Genomic DNA, 20,052 nt, shown 5'->3' on the forward strand with positions numbered 1-20,052 from the left:
GTGACCCTGGCTACCTGGCCCGAACTGTTCTCGGTCCAGGTGGCTCAACGGCCCGAGGCGGTGGCGGTGGTCTACGAGGACACGGCACTGACGTACCGGGAGCTCGACGAGCGGGCCAACCGTCTCGCCCACGCCCTGATCGAGCGGGGCGCCGGACCGGAGCAGGTGGTCGGGCTCTGCCTGCCCCGGTCGGCCGACCTGATCGTGGCGGAGGTGGCCGTGCTCAAGGCGGGCGCGGCCTACCTGCCGATCGACCCGGAGTACCCGGCCGAGCGGATCGCCTATCTGCTGGCCGACGCCGCGCCGATCTGCGTCGTCAGCACGACCGAGCTCGCGCCGGTGCTGAACACCGAGGCCGTGCTGCTGGACGAGCTCCCCCTCGACCAGCAGCCGGCCACCGCGCCGGCTCCGGCCCTCACCCCGGCCCACGCGGCGTACGTCATCTACACCTCGGGGTCGACCGGGCGGCCCAAGGGCGTCGTGGTGACCCACTCGGGCGTGGCCAAGCTGCTGGCCACGGCGACCGAGCGGCTCGGCGTGGGCCCGCACAGCCGGGTGCTGCAGTTCGCCTCGCCGAGCTTCGACGTGGCGTTCTTCGACCTGTGCAACGGCCTGCTCACCGGCGGCCGGCTGGTTGTCGTGCCGGCCGAGCGCCGGGTGCCCGGCCCGCCGCTGGCCGACTACGCCCGCGAGCACGGCGTGACCTTCATGATCCTGCCGCCCGCCCTGCTGGCCGCGATGCCGGCCGACTGCGAGCTGCCCGCGGGCGCCACGCTGCTGGCCGGCACCGAGCGGGTGTCGGCCGAGCTGGTCGCGCGCTGGGCCCAGGGGCGGCCCATGTTCAACGCGTACGGCCCGACCGAGGCGACCGTCAACTCGACGCTGGGCCGCTGCGACCCGGCTACCCCGCCCGGCACCACGGTCCCGATCGGTGTGGCCGACCCGGACACCCGCTGCCACGTGCTCGACGCTTCGCTGCAGCCGACACCGGCAGGCGGGGTCGGCGAGTTGTATCTGGGCGGGTCCGGGCTGGCCCGCGGCTACCTGGGCCGGACGGCACTGACCGCGGAGCGTTTCGTCGCCGACCCGTACGGCCCGGCCGGTGGGCGCCTCTATCGCACCGGCGACCTGGTGCGGCTGCGCGAGGACGGGCAGCTCGAGTTCGTCGGGCGGGCCGACAACCAGGTCAAGGTGCGCGGCTACCGGATCGAGCCGGGCGAGATCGAGACCGTGATCGGCCAGCACCCGGCGGTGGCCCAGGTCGCCGTGGTCGCCCGCGAGGACCGGCCCGGCGACGTACGCCTGGCCGCCTATGTGGTGCCACGGCTGGACGGCTCGGCCGAGCAGGTCGGCCAGTGGAAGGAGCTGCACGAGCTGCTCTACACGGCCGGGCGCACCGAGGCCTACCAGGAGAACTTCACCGGCTGGAACAGCAGCTACGACGGGCTGCCGATCCCGGTCGAGCAGATGCGGGAATGGCGCAACGCCACGGTGGACGCGATCCTGGCGCTGCGGCCGCGGCGGGTGCTCGAGATCGGAGTCGGCAGCGGGTTGCTGCTGTCGCGGATCGCCCCGCACGTGGAGGCGTACACGGGAACAGATCTTTCCGAAGAGGCCATCCACACCCTGCGGCAGCATTTCCCGGACGTGGAACTGTCGGCCCGGCCCGCCGACGACATGAGCGGGCTGCCGGTCGGCGTGTTCGACACCATCGTGATCAACTCGGTGGCCCAGTACTTCCCGAGCGCCGGCTACCTGACCGACGTGCTGACCAAGGCGGTCGGGCTGCTGGCGCCGGGTGGCTCGGTGTTCGTGGGCGACGTCCGGCATCTGCGGATGCTGCCGGCGTTGCGGGCCGGCATCGAGGCGGTGCGGCACCCGGGCGCCGTCTCGCTGGACGCCGTGCGGCGCGCGGTGCTGTGGGAGGGCGAGCTGCTCGTCGATCCCGACCTGTTCGCCACGTTGCCCGGCGTGACGGGGACTGAGATCCGCGTCAAGCGCGGCCGCTTCCACAACGAACTGACCCGCTACCGGTACGACGTCGTGCTGCGCACCGTGGCGTCGCCGGACGTGCAGCCGGCCGACGAGATCGCGTGGCACGAGCTGGACCTCACCGGCTCCCGGTCCGTGCGGGTCACCGGGATTCCCAACGCGCGGTTGATCGACGATGTGGCGGCGCTCGAGGCCCTCGACCCGTCCGCTCCGGCCGGCTCGGCGCCGGTCGACCCCGAGGACCTGCACCGGTTGGCCGCCGAACACGGCTGGCAGGTCGACGTCACCTTCACCCCGGGCGCCCGCGACGGCCGGCTCGACGCTGTCTTCACGCCGCCCGGCGTGGTCGCGCCGCCGGCGTACCGGCCGATCGGGACAGGCACGTACGCCAACCGCCCGGCCCCCTTCCGCGACGCCAACGCGCTGATGACCGTCCTGCGCGCGCACGCTCGCAGCTGGCTGCCCGACTACATGGTGCCGTCGTCGTTCGTGCCGCTCGACCGGATCCCGATGACCACCGCGGGCAAGGTCGACCGGGCCGCCCTGCCCGCCCCCGACTTCGCCGCGCTGACCACCGGCGGCGCCGCCCGCGACGCTCGCGAGGAGGTGCTCTGCGCGCTCTACGCCGAAGTGCTCGGCCTGCCCGAGGTCGGCGTGGACGACGACTTCTTCGCGCTCGGCGGCGACAGCATCGTCTCGATCCAGCTCGTCATCCGGGCCCGCCAGGCCGGGCTCGTCGTCACTCCGCGGCAGGTGTTCCAGCACCGGACGGTCGCGGCCCTGGCCCCGGTGCTCACCGCCACCGCGGCCGACGTGGTGGACGACCCGGACGCGGGCGTGGGCGAGATGCCGCTGCTGCCGATCATGCAGTGGCTGGACGAGTGCGGCGGGGACTTCCGCGCGTTCAACCAGTGGATGCTCGTCCGGCTCCCGTCCGGTGTGGACCGGAATTCCCTCGTACGGACGCTGCAGGCCGTCGCCGACCGGCACGACGCGCTGCGTTCGCGGCTCGACCGGGGCAGGCTGGTCATCGCCGCCCGCGGCACCGTCGACGTCGAGCAGTGGCTGCACCGGATCGACGCTTCCTCGTTCCAGGAGGACCAGATCCGCGAGCTGGCCGACGAGGCGGCGCACCAGGCCGGCCGCCGGCTCGATCCGGTCGCCGGCGCGATGGTGCAGGCGGTCTGGCTCGACGCCGGGCCCGGCCGTCCGGGGCACCTGGTCGTGGCCGTGCACCACATCGTCGTCGACGGCGTCTCCTGGCGCATCCTGCTGCCCGACCTGGCCGAGGCCGCGTCCGGTGCCGCCCTGGCCCCGATCGGTACCCCGCTGAAGGGCTGGGCGGCTCTCACCGCAGCGGAAGCCCAGCGCCCGGGCCGGATCGCCGAGCTACCACATTGGACAGCCCAGCTGACCGGCCCCGATCCGGCCTACGGGATCCGCCCGCTCGACATGGTCGGCGACCTCGGATCGGTGCGGCGGCACACCGTCCGCCTGCCCGCCGACCGGACGACGGCGCTGCTGACCAGCGTTCCGGCCGCCTTCCAGGCCGGTGTCAACGACGTGCTGCTGACCGCGCTGGCCCTGGCCGTCACCGACTGGCGCCACCGCCGCGGCGACGAGACACCGCCCGTGCTGCTGGCCCTCGAAGGCCACGGCCGCGAGGAACAGATCGATCCCGACGTCCGTCTGTCCCGCACGATCGGGTGGTTCACCAGCGTTTTTCCCGTACGCCTCGACCTCGGCACCCTGGACGTCCACGAGGCGCTCGCCGCGGGCCCAGCGGCCGGCGCCGCCCTCAAGCGCATCAAGGAACAGCTCAACGCCGTGCCGGACCACGGCCTCGGCTACGGTCTGCTGCGCTACCTCAACCCGGAGACGGCGGCCGTCCTGTCCGCGATGCCCGTCCCGCAGATGAGCTTCAACTACCTGGGCCGCTTCGCCGTCGGCACCGGCGGGGACGCCCCGTGGACCCCGGTTCCCGGCGCCGGCGTGCTGGCCGGTGGTTACGACGCCGAGATGCCGGTGGCGCCGTACACCCTCGAGGTCAACGCCTTCACCGAGGACTATCCGGACGGCCCGCGCCTCGGCGTGACCTGGGCCTATCCGGCCGACCTGATCGACGACGCGGACGTGGCATCGCTGGCCGCGGGCTGGTTCGCGGCCCTGGGCGCGCTGGTCGAGCACACCGCCCAGCCGGGTTCGGGCGGCTGTACGCCGTCCGACTTCCCGCTCGTACCCCTGACCCAGGAGGACGTCGACTCGCTGGCCGGCGCTTCCGATGTGCTGCCGTTGACCGACCTCCAGCAGGGGTTCTACTTCCACGCCCAGGACGGCGACGACCGGTACGTGGTGCAGCAGCTCGTTGTCTTGGAAGGGCCGCTGGACCCGCCGGCGTTGCGGCGGTCGCTGCAGGGCGTGCTGGACCGGCACGCGCCGTTGCGGGCCGGTTTCCGGGAACTGGCCGACGGCCGGGTCGTCCAGGTCATCGTTGACGGTGTGGAGGTGCCGTGGCGGTTCGCCGCCGACGCCGCCACTTTGCCGGATCTGCTGGCCGAGGAGCGGGCCGCCGGGTTCGACCTCGCCTCGCCACCGCTGCTGCGCTGCCTGGTGGTGCGGCACGCCGACGATCGGCACACGCTGGTCCTCACCCACCACCACATCGTCACCGACGGCTGGTCGGTGGCCGTGTTCCTGCGTGACCTGATGGCCGGCTACGCCACGCACGGCGAACCACCCCGGCTCGCCTCGGTCACCCCGTATCGCCGCTACCTGGAATGGCTTTCGGGTCGCGACCGTGTGGCCGCCTCCGACGCCTGGCGGGCCGCGCTGGCCGGTTACGACGAGCCGACGTTGCTCGGCTTGTCCTCCTCCGTGGCTGAGCCGGTCCGGCAGGTCGCGATCGAGCTGCCCGATGATGTCGCGACCGGTCTCCCGCAGCGGGTGCGGGCGCACGGGCTCACGCTGGGGGCGACCCTGCACGGCGCCTGGGGTCTGCTGCTCGGGCGGCTGACCGGTCGCCGTGACGTGACCTTCGGCAGCACCGTCTCCGGGCGGCAGGCCGAGGTCGCCGGGATCGAGTCGATGATCGGGCTGTTCATCAACACGGTTCCGGTGCGGGTGCGCTGGAACGCGGGCGAGCCGCTGGTCTCCCTGCTGACCCGTGTCGCCGACGAGCAGGCGGCGTTGCTCGACCACCAGCACCTCGGACTGGCCGCGATCCAGCGCCTGGCCGGAGTGGGGGAGCTGTTCGACTCGCTGGTCGTGCTCGAGAACTATCCCGACCACGACGGGCTCCAGGATCCGGCCGGGGAACTGCGCGTCTCCGACGTGTCGTTCCGGGAGGCCACCCACTATGCGGTCAGCCTGCTGGTGGCGCCCGGCCCGCGGCTCGGGCTCACCCTTGAGTACGACCCGGCCCGCATGTCGCCGGCCACTGTGGAGCGGATCCGCACCGGGCTGCCCCGCGTGCTCGCCGCGGTCTTGCACGCGCCGTCCGACCCGGTCGGCCGCATCGCGTTGCACTCCGGTACCGGACCGCGCTTCGACCAGAGTTCCTTCGCGCTGGACGGGCCTCGCTTCGACCAGCCGGAGACGACGCTGCCGGCCGCGATCGCCGCGCAGGCCTCTCGTACCCCGTCGGCGGTGGCTGTGCTGGCCGGTGATCGCAGCCTCACCTATCGCGAGCTCGACGACCGCGCCGACGAACTCGCGGCCCGACTGATCGCCCGCGGCGCCGGCCCCGAGCAGGTCGTCGCCGTGGCTGTACCGTCCCGCGTGGAACTGGTCGTCGCGCTGCTCGGCGTGCTCAAGTCGGGCGCCGCCTATCTGCCGCTCGACCCGGCCCAGCCCTTCGACCGGCGGACCGCCCTGCTCGCCGGCTCCGGCGCCCGGATCGTCGTCACCACGGCCGACCAGATCGCCCCCTACGACCTGCCCACCGTGCTGGTCGCGGACCGCCCAGTGCCGTCGTCGGTCGCCCCCGCTGCGGTCTCGCCGGACAACGCCGCCTACCTGATCTACACCTCCGGTTCGACCGGCAAGCCCAAGGGTGTCGTGGTCAGCCACCGCGCGATCGTCAACCAGCTGGAGTGGTCGCGGCGCCAGTTCCCGCTCGGCGAGAACGACCGCATGCTGCAGCTCGCCCCGATCGGCTTCGACACGTCAGTGTGGGAACTGTTCTGGCCGCTGTATTCCGGCGCCGCCGTGGTCCTCCCGCCCGCGGGCGCCGCCCAGGACCCGGCCGAGCTGGCCGCCCTCATCGCCCGGCACCGGGTCACCGCCCTGACCCTGGTGCCGTCGCTGGCCGCCGCTTTCCTGCTCTCCGACCAGGTCCGCGAGGACACCACCTGGGCGTCGTCGCTGCGCTGGGTGTCCAGCGGCGGCGAGGCCCTGACCGGCGACCTGGCCCGGCGCTGGCACGAGCTGACCGGCGCCAGGCTCGACAACTTCTACGGCCCGACCGAGACCGCCGTGCAGGTGACGTGGTGGCCCAACGACGGCACCCACGGCCCGGCGGTCCCGATCGGCGGCCCGGTCGGCAACACCCACCTGTACGTCCTGGACGACTACCTGCAGCCGGTGCCGCCGGACGTGCCCGGCGAGCTGTACGTGGCCGGAGCCCAGCTGGCCCGCGGCTACCTGGGCCGCACCGCCGAGACCGCCCACCGTTTCGTGGCCGACCCGTTCGGAGCCCCCGGCACCCGCATGTACCGAACCGGCGACCTGGTCCTCCGCCACGCCGACGGCACCCTGACCTACGCCGGCCGAGCCGACGACGAGATCAAGGTGCGCGGCGCCCGCATCGACCCGGCCGAGATCGAGGCCTGGCTGTCGGCCCGCCCCGGCGTGGCCCAGGCCGTAGTGGCAACCAGCCCGACCAGCACCGGAAGCGTCCGCCTGATCGGCGCCGTAGTGCCCACACCCGGCACCGCCCGCCCTTCCGGGCCGGCCCTGCTCGCCGCCGCGGCCGCCGAGCTGCCCGCCCCGCTGGTGCCCTCGACCGTGGTCGTCCTCGACGCGCTACCCCTCACCCCCAACGGCAAGATCGACCGCGCCGCCATCGCCGCGGCCGCTTCCCCCGCGGCACCGACCTCGCCGGCCAGTTCCAGCTCGAGCCCTGCCTCGGCACAGGCGTCGGCCGGCAACGAGCGGGACGTGGCCGGGAGCCGGCCTGCCTCGGCACGTGCCTGGGTACAGGCCTCAGCCGGCGACGAGCGGGGCTCGGCCGGGGGTCAGTCGGTTTCGGCGGGCGGTGTCTCGGCCGGGAATCTGCCTGTCGCGCCCGTGGATCAGCCCGGCGATGACCGGGTGCGCGCCCTGACCGAGGTGTTCGCCGCCGTTCTTCACGTGTCCGACGTGGGCGCCGATGCCGACTTCTTCGCCCTCGGCGGCGACAGCATCGTCTCGATCGCCGTGTCGAGCCAGGCCCGCCGCCGCGGCCTGCCGATCGCGCCGCGCGACGTGCTCACGCTGCGCACGCCGCGCGCGCTGGCCGCAAACCTCCCGGCCGACGCGGGCACGACCGCGCCGGCGGGCGCGACCGCGCCGGCGGGCTCGACCGAGCCGGCGGGCTCGACCGTGCCGGCGGGCGCGACCGACGTTGCGGCCGAGCCGGCGGTTGAGTCGGATGGCGTGGGCGACGTGCCGCTGCTGCCGATCGTGAACTGGCTGCGCGACACCGGTGCGCCGATCGACCGGTTCACCTTGCCGGTGCTGCTGACCGTGCCCGCACACGCCGACGTGGCCGGGGTGCTGCAAGCGGTGCTCGACCGACACAACGGACTGCGGCTTCGACTGCGCCGGATCGCCGGTGTGCTGTGGTCGCTCGAGACCACCCCGCCCGGCTCGATCAACGCCACCGACCTGATTCACCGCGTCGACGTGGCGGGAATGGCCGTCGAGGCGGACAGGCCGGACTTGTGGGCGGGACCGGTCGCCGAGGCTATTGCCGCTGAGACGAGCGCCGCTGTTGATCGGCTTGACCCGGATTCGGGGCGGATGTTGCAGGCCGTGTGGTTCGATGCGGGGGACCGGCAGGGCCGCCTGCTGCTCATGGCCCACCACCTGCTGGTGGACGGGGTCTCGTGGCGCATCCTGCTCGACGACCTGGCCGTGGCCGCCGCCGGGAACCCGTTGCCCGATGCGGGAACCTCGTTGCGGCGCTATGCCCAGGCACAGCAGACCCAGGCCCAGGCCCCGCACCGGTTGAACGAGCTCGAGCACTGGATCCAGGTGCTCGCCCCGGGCGCCGAACTGCGACCCGGCGGCGCACTTCCGGCCGGTGGGACGGCGAAGCGCATCACCACCCGGCTGACCGTCGAGGAGAGCCGGGCGCTGCTCACCCGGGTGCCGGCCGAGTTGCGGGCCGAGATCACCGATGTGCTGCTCGCCGCCCTGCACCGAGGTGTCGACGACTGGCGTGGTGGACCCGGTGACCTGCTGGTGGAGATCGAGCGTCACGGCCGGGAGGACATCGAACCGGGCCTCGACCTCGCCCGCACCGTCGGCTGGCTCACGGCCGTCCAACCGGTCCGCCTGAGCGGAGCCGGCGCCGAGGACCTGGCGGCGCTGGTGGCGGCGACCGGTGAGCGGCTGCGAGCGGCGCCCGACGGTGGGCTCGGCTATGGCATGCTGCGCCACCTCAACGCGCAGACCGCCCCCATCCTGGCCCGCATGGCCGCACCGCAGGTGCTGTTCAACTACTACGGGCGTTTCCCGCAGGGCACCGGCGAGCCGTGGACCCCGGCCGCCGAGGAGATCCCGACCGAGGTCAACGGTGGGCTCGCCCTGGCCCACCGGCTGCAGGTCGACGTGGTCGCGGCCGAGACCGGGCACGGCCCGGAGCTGGTCGCCACCTGGACGTGGGACGACGGCGCGCTCACCGAGGACGACGTCGCCGCCGTGGCCGACGGCTGGGCGGGGGCGTTGCGGGAACTCAGCGCCAAGAAGACGCTCCTTGCGCTGGCCCAGAGCGACCTGGACCGCGTACGGGAAATCAGTGAAAAGCCCGTCGGTGACGTGTGGCCGCTCTCGCCGCTGCAGGAAGGGCTCTACTTCCACGCCAGCTATGACGCGGGCGCGCTCGACGTCTACACCGGACAGGACGCGTTCGACCTCGGTTACCGGGTCGACGTCGAGCGGCTGAGAAGAGCCGGCGCGGCGCTGCTGGCCCGCAACGACGGTATGCGCGCCGGTTTCGCCAGTGACGGGCTGAGCCGGCCGGTGCAGTTCGTCCCGGACGGCCTCGAGTTGCCGGTGGATGTCGTCGACCTGAGCGGGGAGAGCGACCCCACCGCGGCCGTAGCCGAGGCCATGAGAAGAGACCGGGAGAGACAGTTCGATCTGGCCGATCCGCCGCTGTGCCGGCTCACGCTGATCCGGCTGCCGGGCGGGCACGACCGGCTCGTGGTCAGCCACCACCTGATCCTGTGGGACGGCTGGTCCGAGGAACTGTTCGTCGAGCAGCTGTTCACCCTGTACGAGCGGGACGGCGACGCCACCGGTCTGCCGCCGGCGGGTTCCTACCGGGACCACCTGGCCTGGCTGGGCGAGCAGGACACGGCGGCGGCGGTCGAGCACTGGCGCGACGCCCTCAGCGGGCTCACCGAGCCGACGATGGTCGGGCCGGCCGATCGCAGCCTGGTCCCGGCACTGCCCGAGCGGCAGGCGATCGAGCTGCCGGCGGCGATCTCCAAGCGACTGCGCGACGCCGCTCGCGAGCACGGGCTGACGCTCAACACGTTGTTCAGTGCGGCCTGGGGGCTGGTGCTGGGCGGGTTCGCGGGACGCGGTGACGTCGTGTTCGGCATGACCGTCGCGGGCCGGCACGGGGATGTGCCGCTGGTCGACAGCATCGTGGGGCTGTTCCTCAACACCGTTCCCGTACGCGTCACAGCCGACCCCCGCGAGTCGACAAAGAATCTCCTGCGCCGACTGCAGGAGCAGCGCCTCACCTTGATGAACTACGACCACGTCGGGCTGGCCGACATTCAGCGCGCGGCCGGCCATCCGCAGCTGTTCGACACGCTCTACGTGATGCAGAACTTCGTCGACGAGGGCGACTCGGCCGACCTGCAGCAGCGGCACGGCATCGAGGCCGTCGACAGCGTGGACGCCACGCACTATCCGCTCACCCTCGTCATCACGCCGGGCACCCGGTTCAAGCTGGCGCTCGACCACCGGCCCGAGGTCGTCGACGGCCCGGCGGCCGAAAAACTGCTCGAACGCCTGGCCGGGGTGCTGAGCCGGATCGTCGACGCACCGGAGCGTCCGGTCGGCGCTCTCGACCTGCTCACCGCGGACGACCGCCGGACGCTGGACGACGACTGGGACCGCACCCGTAACCCCGTGGGTACCGACACCGTGGCCGACCTGCTGCATGACCAGGCCGCCCGGACGCCGGACGCGGTCGCGCTGGTGGCCGGCGAGCAGCGGCTGACCTACGCCCAGCTGGACCGGCGGGTCGACGATATCGCCCGGCTGCTGGTGGCCCGGGGCGCGGGACCGGAGACGGTCGTCGCGCTCGCTCTGCCGCGGACTTTGGACATGGTGGCCGCCCTGTTCGCGGTGCTGCGTACGGGAGCCGCCTATCTGCCCCTGGAACTTGATCTGCCGGCCGAGCGCCTCGGTCTGATGCTGGCCGACACCGAACCGCTGTGTGTGCTCACCTACACGTCGGTGCGCTCGCTGCTGCCGGCCACGTCGGTGCCGGTGGTCGAGCTGGACACGCCGCTCGAGATCCTGGACGTGCCGCTGCCGGACCACCGCGGCGACCGGGACCGGCTCGAACACCCGGCGTACATCATCTACACCTCGGGCTCGACCGGGCGGCCCAAGGGTGTCGTCACGCCCTATCGCGGCCTGACCAACATGCTGCTCAACCACCGCGAGGCCATCTTCGCGCCGGTGGTCGAGGCGGCCGGGCGGCGGCTGCGGATCGCGCACACCGTCTCGTTCGCGTTCGACATGTCGTGGGAGGAGCTTCTCTGGCTCGTCGAGGGCCACGAGGTGCACGTCTGCGACGAGCAGCTGCGGCGGGACGCGGCCGGACTGGTCGCCTACTGCGACGAGCACGCGATCGACGTGGTCAACGTGACGCCGACGTACGCCCATCACCTGATCGAGCAGGGCCTGCTGAACCGGCGTCCGCCGCTGGTGCTGCTGGGCGGCGAGGCGGTGCCGGACGCGGTCTGGAACCGGCTGCGCGACACCGACGGCGTCGTCGGCTACAACCTGTACGGGCCGACCGAGTACACGATCAACACGCTCGGCGGAGGCACGGACGACAGCGCCACCCCGACGGTCGGGCGGGCTATCTGGAACACGCGGGCGTACATCCTCGACGCGTTCCTGCGGCCGGCCGCCCCGGGTGCGCCCGGCGAGCTCTACATCGGCGGGATCGGGCTGGCCCGGGGTTACCACCGGCAGCTCGGGCTGACCGCGGAACGGTTCGTGGCCGACCCGTACGGCGGGCCGGGGGAGCGGATGTACCGCACCGGCGACCTCGTGCGGCGGCGGCCGGACGGCAACCTGGACTTCCTCGGGCGTACGGACGACCAGGTGAAGATCCGTGGCTACCGGGTCGAGCTGGGCGAGGTGGAGTCGGCGATCGCCGCGCACCCGCTGGTGACGCACGCGGCCGTGGTCGTGGACAGCGGCAAGCGTCTGGCCGGCTATCTGGTCCGGGGCCCGCAGTGGGACCCGGCCGACGACGACACCACGCTGCGCCAGGTACGGGCCTCGCTCAAGGAACGGCTGCCCGACTACATGGTGCCCGCCGCCCTGGTCGCGATGGATCGGCTGCCGCTGACCGTCAACGGCAAGCTCGACATCCGGGCGCTGCCCGCCGCCACCGTGCAGACGTCGGCCGCGACCCGGCCGCCGTCCACGCCGGCCGAGACCGCGCTCTGCGAGATCTACGCCGAGCTGCTCGACGTGCCCGAGGTCGGGGCCGACGACAGCTTCTTCGACCTGGGCGGGCACTCGCTGCTGGCCATCCGACTGGTCAGCCGGGCCCGCACCGCGCTCGGGGCAGAGCTGTCGATCCGCGACCTGTTCGAGGCGCCGACAGTAGCCGAGCTGGCCGCGCGCGTCGGCGGCCGGGGCGTCGCCACACGGCCGGAGCTGCGGCCCGTGGCCCGCCCGGAGAAGCCGGAACTCTCGTTCGCCCAACGCCGGCTCTGGTTCCTCGAGCAGATGCAGGGTCCGTCGGCGGCCTACAACTTCCCGCTGACGCTGCGCCTGCGCGGCCCGCTCGACATCGCGAAGCTGCACGACGCTCTGCACGCGGTGGCCGGTAGGCACGAGGTGCTGCGGACGCTCATCGGGTCGGAGAACGGCGAGCCCTACCAGCGGATCCTTCCGTACGACGAAGGGCGCCCGACGCTCGAGGTGGTCGACGACGCCGACGTGGCCGAAGTGGCCGCCCGCCCGTTCGACCTGACCACCGACCTGCCGCTGCGCGCCACCCTGATCCGCCGGGGATCCGACGACCACGTACTCGTCCTGCTCCTGCACCACATCGTGACCGACGAATGGTCGGACGGTCCGTTCCTGGCCGACCTCTCGGCGGCCTACGCCGGAAGAGAGCAAACCGAGAACCAGGTTCAGTACGCCGACTACGCCCACTGGCAGCGCGAGCTCCTGAAAAAGGTCGAGCCGGAGCAGCTGACCTTCTGGCGCACCACGCTGGACGGCGCGCCCGAGGAGATCCCGCTGCCCCTGGACCGGCCCCGGGCGGCCGAGCCGAGCGCGCACGGCGACGAGGTGACGGTCGACCTGCCCGCCGAGACCGTACGAGGTTTGCGCCGCCTGGCGACCGCCGCCGGGGCCAGCCCGTTCATGGTGGCCCACGCGCTGACCGCGGCCCTGCTGCACCGGATCGGGGCGGGCGACGACCTCCCGCTCGGCGCACCGATCGCCGGTCGCACCGAGGAGGCCCTGCACGACCTGGTCGGCTTCTTCGTGAACACGCTCGTGCTGCGGACCGACCTCACCGGCGACCCGAGCTTCGCCGGCCTCCTGGAGCGGGTCCGGGACGCCGACCTGGCCGCGTTCTCGCACCAGGACGTGCCGTTCGAGGCGGTCGTCGAGGCGGTCAACCCGCCGCGCTCGGCCTCCCGGCACCCGCTGTTCCAGGTGATGGTCGTGCACCGCAACCACGTCGCCGACGCGTTCACGCTCGACGGCATCGAGGTGTCGGACGAGCCGCTGAGCACCGGCACGGCCCGGTTCGACCTGGTGGTCGAGCTGGCCGAGCACGGCGGCGACGACGTCACGGCCAAGCTCACCTATCGCACCGAGCTGTTCGACCGCGCGACGGTCGAACTGCTGGCCCGGCGTCTGGTCGCGCTGGCGACGGCCGCCGTGTCCACCCCGGACGCCCCGGTCAGCGAGCTCGGCGTGCTGGTCGACGACGAGCGCGAACGCGTGCTGACCGGCTTCAACGACACCGCCCGTACGGTGGAGGAACTGAGCCTGTCCGCCGCCTTCGCCGCACGGGCTGCAGAGACGCCGGACGCGCTCGCGGTGGTCGACGGCGACCGCACGCTCACCTACGCCGAGCTGGCCGACCGGGCCCACCGCCTGGCCGGCGCGCTGCACGAGCGTGGGGTGCGGGCCGAGAGCGTGGTCGGCGTGGCCACGCCGCGGTCGCTCGAGACCATCGTGGCCGCGATGGGCGTGCTCGAGCTGGGGGCCGCGTTCCTGCCGCTCGACCTGCAGCACCCGGCCGACCGGCTGGCCTTCATGCTGACCGACTCGGGCACCCGGCACGTGCTGACCACCGATGCCGTGGCGTGCACCCTGCCCGAGGTCGACGGGGTCGAGCCGATCGCGGTCGACGCCCCACATCCGGCCGCCGGGGAGTTGCCGCCGCCACCGGACGGGATCGGCCACGCCGCCTACGTCATCTACACCTCGGGTTCGACCGGCCGGCCCAAGGGCGTGACGGTCACCCACGAGGGCATCGGCAGCCTGGTCGCCACCGCGCAGGACCCGATGGGCGTCACCGCCGCGAGCGGCATCCTGCAGTTCGCGTCGATCGGGTTCGACGTCTTCGCGTTCGAGCTGTCGATGGCCCTGGCCACCGGCGCTCGCCTGGTGATCGCGCCGGATGACGCGCGCACGCCCGGTCCGGCTCTGACCCAACTGCTTTCCGCGTACGGGGTCACGCACGCGATCCTGCCCCCGTCGCTGGTGGCCGCGCTGCCTCCGGGAGCCGAACTGCCCGCCGGCCTCACCGTGCTGGTCGGCACCGAACAGGTCCCGCCGGAGGTCATCTCACGCTGGGCCACGACGCTGCGCCTGTTCGTCGCGTACGGCCTGACCGAGGCGACGGTCAACTCCACGCTGTGGCGGGCCGAACCGGGCTGGACCGGCGCGGTGCCGATCGGCGTGCCCGACCCCAACACGCTCGCGTACATCCTGGATCGGCGCCTGCGGCCCGTCCCACCCGGCGCGGTCGGCGAGCTCTACATCGCCGGTCGCGGCCTGGCCCGCGGCTATCTCGGCCGTCCCGGGCTGACGTCGGAGCGGTTCGTGGCGGACCCGTACGGTCCGGCCGGGGCACGCATGTACCGCACCGGTGACCGGGCGCGGTGGCGGGCCGACGGACTGATCGACTTCCTGGGCCGGGTCGACGACCAGGTGAAGATCCGCGGGCACCGGATCGAACCGGCCGAGGTCGAGGCGGCGCTGTCGGCCCACCCGGACGTCTCGGCGGCGGTCGTCGTCGTGGACGGCACGGGCGACTCGACGCGACTGGTCGGCTATGTGGTCGCCGCGGCCGGTCGGGTCGATCCGGTGGCCGTCCGCGACGCCCTGGCCGCCCGGCTGCCCAGCTATCTGGTGCCGGCCCTGATCGTGGCCGTCGACGGCGAACTGCCGCGGACCCCGAACGGCAAGGTGGACCGCCGCGCGCTGCCCGCACCGGACTGGTCGGCCCTGGTCGGCGACGCGGCCCCGATGACCGGGACGCAGGAGCGGCTGGCCGCGCTGTTCGCCGACATCCTCGGGCTGCCCCGGGTCGGCGTGGACGACAACTTCTTCGCGCTCGGCGGGCACTCGATGTCGTGCATGCGGCTGATCGGCGGGGTGCGCTCGGCGTTCGGGGCCGACCTGCGGGTGCGTGACGTGTTCGACTCGCCGACCGTGGCCGGGCTGTCCCGGCTGGTCGAGCGGCCCGCCTCGACCCGGCCGGTGCTGACCGCGCGGGCGTCGGACGAGCCGGCCGACGAACGGGCGGCACCCGTGCAGCGTCATCTGTGGCAGGCCCATCAGGCGGCCGCGCCGTACGGGGGCTGGGATCTGGCCTTCGCCTTCCGCGGTACCGGCCTGGACGTGGACGCGTTCGCGGCGGCGCTCGACGACGTCGTCGAACGGCACGCTCCGTTGCGTACCGGTTTCCGCTGGGCCGACGGTTCGCTTCGGCGCATTTCCGTTGCGCGGCCGACGTTGGAACTCGCGTCCGGTGAGCTGGAGGAGCTGGCTCGCGAAACGGTCGACCTCACCGGCCGCGCGCCGTTCCGGGCCCGGTTGCTCACCGTCGAGGGCGAACCCGCCGTGCTGCTCACCATGCACCATCTCGGTGTGGACGAGTGGTCGGTCGTGCCCCTCATCAGAGACCTGGTTTCCGCGTACGAATCCAGGCGTCACCACCGGAACCCGGAGTGGACGCCGCTGCCGGTCGACTACGCCGACTACACCAGCTGGCAGTACCGGCTCGATCCGCCGGCCGGGCCGTGGCGCTCGGCGCTCGAGGGCATGCCGGCGCGGGTCGAGCTGCCGGGTGCCCGCCCGCCGGGGACGGTCACCGGGCGCGGCGGACTCGTGCCGATCGTGCTCGACGTGGACACCCATCGTGCGGTTGACGACCTGGCCCGGCGTACGGGAACCAGCATGTTCATGGTCTTCCACGCGGCCGTGGCGGCCCTGCTGACCGGCTCGGGCGCAGGCACCGACCTGCCGATCGGGGCGCTGGTGGCGGGCCGGGCCGAACCGGCGCTGGCCGACCTCGTGGGCTGCTTCCTCAACACGGTGGTGCTCCGGACCGCGACCGACGGGGATCCGACGTTCGCCGAGCTGCTGGCCCGCGTACGGGAAACCGACCTGGCCGCTCTCGACCGGCCGGAGGTGCCGTTCGACCTGCTCGGTCTCGCACCGCCGCAGGTGATGATCGTGCACCACGAGGAGGCCCGGCTGGCCGAGGCCGGCGGCGACGGCGTGCGGTTCGAGTCGCTGACCACCGGTGCCGTGCGGGCCGAGCTGGCGCTGAGCTTCTACGAGCCGGCCGGCGACCGGCCGGTGCACTGCGATCTGGAGTACGCGGCCGACCGGTTCGACCACGCGACGATGGCCGGATTCGGCGCGCTGTTCCAGCGGTTCCTGACCCTCGCCCTGGCCGACCCCGGCCGGAGCCTGACCGACCTGTTCCACGAAGCCGAGAGGACCGACTGATGACCAACCCGTTCGAGGACCCCGAGGGCCGGTACCTGGTGCTGGTCAACGACGAGGACCAGCACTCGCTGTGGCCGTCGTTCGTCGACGTGCCCGCCGGGTGGACGGTCGCCTTCGGCGAGGAGTCGCGGGCCGCGTGCCTGGAATACGTCGAGACGAACTGGACCGACCTGCGCCCGAAATCGATTCGCGCTTAACAACCGGGGCGGTGGTCGGCCCAGGCCTTCCACAGCTTCGCGTAGTGGCCGTCCGGGCGGGCCGCGAGCTCGGCGTGGGTGCCGGTCTCGAGGATCCGCCCGGCGTCGAGCAGCACCACCCGGTCGGCCGTGACCGCCTGGGCCAGCCGGTGCGCGACGACGATGCCGGTGCGGCCGGCGAGAGCCTCCTCGACGGCGGCCTCGAGCAGCCGGGCGCCCGCGCTGCCGGCCTCGGCGGTCGCCTCGTCGAGGACCGCGATCGGCGGGTCGATCAGCACCAGCCGGGCCAGGGCCAGTTGCTGGGCCTGGGTGACGGTGAGCCGGTGGCCGCCGTGCCCGACCACCGTGCCGAGGCCGTCCGGCAGCGCGGCCACCCAGTCGGCGGCCCCGACCCGGGTCAGCGCCACGCTCAGTTGGTCGTCGGTCGCGTCCGGCCGGGCCAGGCGCAGGTCGTCGGCCAGGGGACCGGCGAAGACGTGCACCTCCTGGCTGAGGATGACCACCGTCCGCCGCACGTCGAGTTCGTCGATGGGTGTGCCGCCCAGCCGGATCGTGCCGCCGTCCGGCGTGCGGACGCCCGCGATCAGGCCGGCCAGGGTGGTCTTGCCGGCGCCGCTCGCCCCGACCAGGGCCACCCGTTCGCCGGCGGCCACCTCGAGGCTGACGCCCCGCAGCACGGGCTGATCCGGCTGATAGGCGTGCTCGACCTTCTCGACCTCGATCGTGGCTCTTTCTGATATCTGTGCGTTCTGCTCCGGCGGAGCCGGCATCGAAGTGACGCCGACAAGGCGAACCAGGCTCGCGCCCGCGGCCTGCGCGTCGTCGACCAGGCCGAGCGCCGTGTTGATCGGCACGAACAGCCCGTGGAAGTACAGGGCCGCCACGGTGGCCGTGCCGATCGTGGCCGACCCGTCGCGGACCAGCAGGAAGCCGGTGACCAGCACGGCGGCCAGCCCGACGAACTCGGCCAGGTTGAGCCGGGCGTAGAACTGGGTCAGCACCCGGACGCCGCGCATCGTCCAGTCGACGGCATCCAGCGAACGGCCGCGGACGAGGCCGTGGTGGCGCTCCTGCAGCCGCAGCGCCCGCACCGTGCCCGAGCCGCCGACCGTCTCCTGCAACTGCTGCTGCATCGAGCCGACCGAGACCCGCTGGCGGGCGTAGAGGGGAAGCGCGCGACCGGAGTACCAGCGCACGGTGTGCAGCTGGATCGGCACCGCGATCAGCGCGGCGAGCAGGAACCGCCAGTCCAGGACGACCAGCCCGACCAGGGTCAGCGCGATGGTGAGCACCGAGCGGGCCAGCTCGGGCAGCGCGCTGCGCACGGCGGTGGCGATCGCCGTGACGTCGTTGGTGACCCGGGAGGTCAGGTCGCCCGTACCCGCCTCCTCGACCTGGTCGAGCGGCAGCGCCAGCACCCGGTCGACGAAGCGTTCGCGTAGCTCGGCCAGCATGCCCTCGCCGAGCCGGGCGACCAGGGTCAGGCCAAAGCCCGAGGCGACCGCCTGCCCGATCGCGACCAGCACGAGCGCGACGACCGGGGCCGTGATCGCGTCGGCCGGGCGGCCCTCGGTGACCAGGTCGACGATGTGGCCGAGCAGCCGCACGGTGACCAGACCGATCGCGGTTCCGGCGGTCAGCACGGCGATCGCCAGCACGGCCAGGCCGCGGCGAGGGCGCAGCAACGCGCGGACAGCGGACCAGGTCTGCGCGGCGGTGGCGACCGGCAGCAGGGTTCGTTCGCTCACGACAACACCACGGACTGGTACTCCTCGTCGTCGCGGACCAGTTCGGCATGCGTCCCGGCCGCGCGGACGGTGCCGCTGGCCAGGAACACCACCCGGTCGGCCACCGAGAGCAGGCTCGGGCTGGTCGTCACCAGCACGGTGGTGCGGCCGTGGCGCAGGTCGCGGATCCCGGTCGCGATGCGCTGCTCGGTGACGGCGTCGACCGCGGTGGTCGGGTCGTGCAGCACCAGAACGGGCGGGCCGGCGGCGAGCGACCGGGCCAGGGCCACCCGTTGGCGCTGACCGCCGGACAGGGCGCGGCCGCGCTCGCCGATCGGGCCGGTGCGGGCGACCTCGTCCACGGTGGACGCGACCAGCGCCTGTCGCACCACGTCGCCGGCGGCGCGGTCGAGGGTGACGTTGTCGAGCAGGGTGCCCTCGAACAGGTCGGCGTCATGCTCGGCGACCAGGACGGCGGCGCGGACGGCTTGCGGGTCGAGGGTGGACAGTGGCCGGCCGTCCAGCTCGACCGTGCCGGTGACGGGATCCCGGGTGCGACCGAAGAGCTCGGTGAGTGTGGTGGCGACGGACTGGTCGGGGGTGACGATGGCGAGCAGTTCGCCGGGCGCGATGTCGAGGTCGAGACCCGTCAGGCCGTCGGCGGCGATTCCGGTGAGGCGCACGTGACCGCGTACGGGAAGGGAAAGGTCTTGATCTCCCGCGGGCAGACCGGGCGGCTCCGACAGCACCGCGGTGATGCGGCCGGCCGACGCGCGGGCCTGGGCCAGCTCGCCGTTGGCCCAGGCGACCAGGGCCAGCGGGCCGAGCAGGAACTGGGCCAGACCGACGGCCGCGACCAGTTCGCCCACGGTGATCTGCTGAGTGGCCGCGAGCCGTCCGCCGACCAGGGCCACGACGGCCAGGAAGACCCCGGTCAGGCCCAGCAGGGTGCTGTCGTGCCAGCTCTTCGCGGTGGCGGCGCGCTGGGTGGCGGTCAGCGAATCGCGGCTGACCCGGCGGTAGCGGCGCGCGGCCGGACGCTCGGCGCCGATGCCCTTGAGCACCCGCAGACCGGCCACCAGATCGGCCGCGACCCCGGCCGCCTGCGCGGCATGCTCCTGCTCGCTCTCGCTGCGGCGTTGCAACGGACGGCCGAGCCGGTGCGCGGCCAGCAGCAGCATCGGCGCGCCGATCAGCACGAGCAGGCCCAGCGGGACCGACATCCGCAGCAGCGCGACGGCACCGATCACGACGCCGCCGAGCGCGGCCAGACCCAGTGGTACGGCCAACGCGACCATGCCGACCCGCTGGGCGTCGCCCGTCGCCACATTGACCAGGGCGCCGGGCAGCCGTCCGGGGCCGGCCGAGCCGCGCGGATGCAGGATGCGGGTGGTCAGCTCGAGGCGCAGGGCGTGGGCAGCCCGTTCGACCGCGAGTTCGCCGGTGCGGGTGCCGTATTGGAAACTGGTCGACAGGACCAGGAAGGCCGCGCCCAGCACGGCGATCCAGATGATCAGGTCGACGAGGGTGCCGCCGCCGACCGCCTCGTCGATGATGACGCCGATCAGGATCGGTACCAGGGCCTCGCCTCCCTGGTGGGCCGCACTGAGAATGGTGCTGGTGGCGACGAGCCGTTTCTGACCGGTGATGACGCGACGCAGCACGAACCGCTCTCCCCG

The 20,052-nt window shown here is 73.2% G+C and carries 4 protein-coding genes; 2 read left to right on the top strand and 2 right to left on the bottom strand.

The genetic code is table 11. From position 1 onward, the window contains the following. Nucleotides 1–16,449, top strand: coding sequence for a non-ribosomal peptide synthetase (locus KOI35_RS08745; RefSeq protein WP_215785581.1), 16,449 nt, complete (start codon nucleotides 1–3; stop codon nucleotides 16,447–16,449). Beyond that, nucleotides 16,446–16,646, top strand: a complete 201-nt coding sequence (locus KOI35_RS08750) for an MbtH family protein (protein ID WP_215786506.1) — start codon at nucleotides 16,446–16,448, stop codon at nucleotides 16,644–16,646. Before KOI35_RS08745 ends, KOI35_RS08750 begins: the two co-directional genes overlap by 4 nt. Here KOI35_RS08750 and KOI35_RS08755 read toward each other — a convergent pair. Both KOI35_RS08755 and KOI35_RS08760 read right to left on the bottom strand, forming a co-directional pair. Next, complete coding sequence (locus KOI35_RS08755; protein ID WP_215785582.1) at nucleotides 16,643–18,394, bottom strand: ABC transporter ATP-binding protein; 1,752 nt, start codon at nucleotides 18,392–18,394, stop codon at nucleotides 16,643–16,645. The two genes, KOI35_RS08750 and KOI35_RS08755, sit on opposite strands and share 4 nt — an antisense overlap. Next, a complete protein-coding gene (locus tag KOI35_RS08760) occupies nucleotides 18,391–20,037 on the bottom strand; it encodes an ABC transporter ATP-binding protein (protein ID WP_215785583.1) in 1,647 nt (548 codons plus the stop codon). The genes KOI35_RS08755 and KOI35_RS08760 overlap by 4 nt, the downstream gene beginning before the upstream one ends. Nucleotides 20,038–20,052 lie beyond the last annotated feature (15 nt).

The organism is Paractinoplanes bogorensis, assembly GCF_018829635.1.
Taxonomy (GTDB): Bacteria; Actinomycetota; Actinomycetes; order Mycobacteriales; family Micromonosporaceae; genus Actinoplanes; species Actinoplanes bogorensis.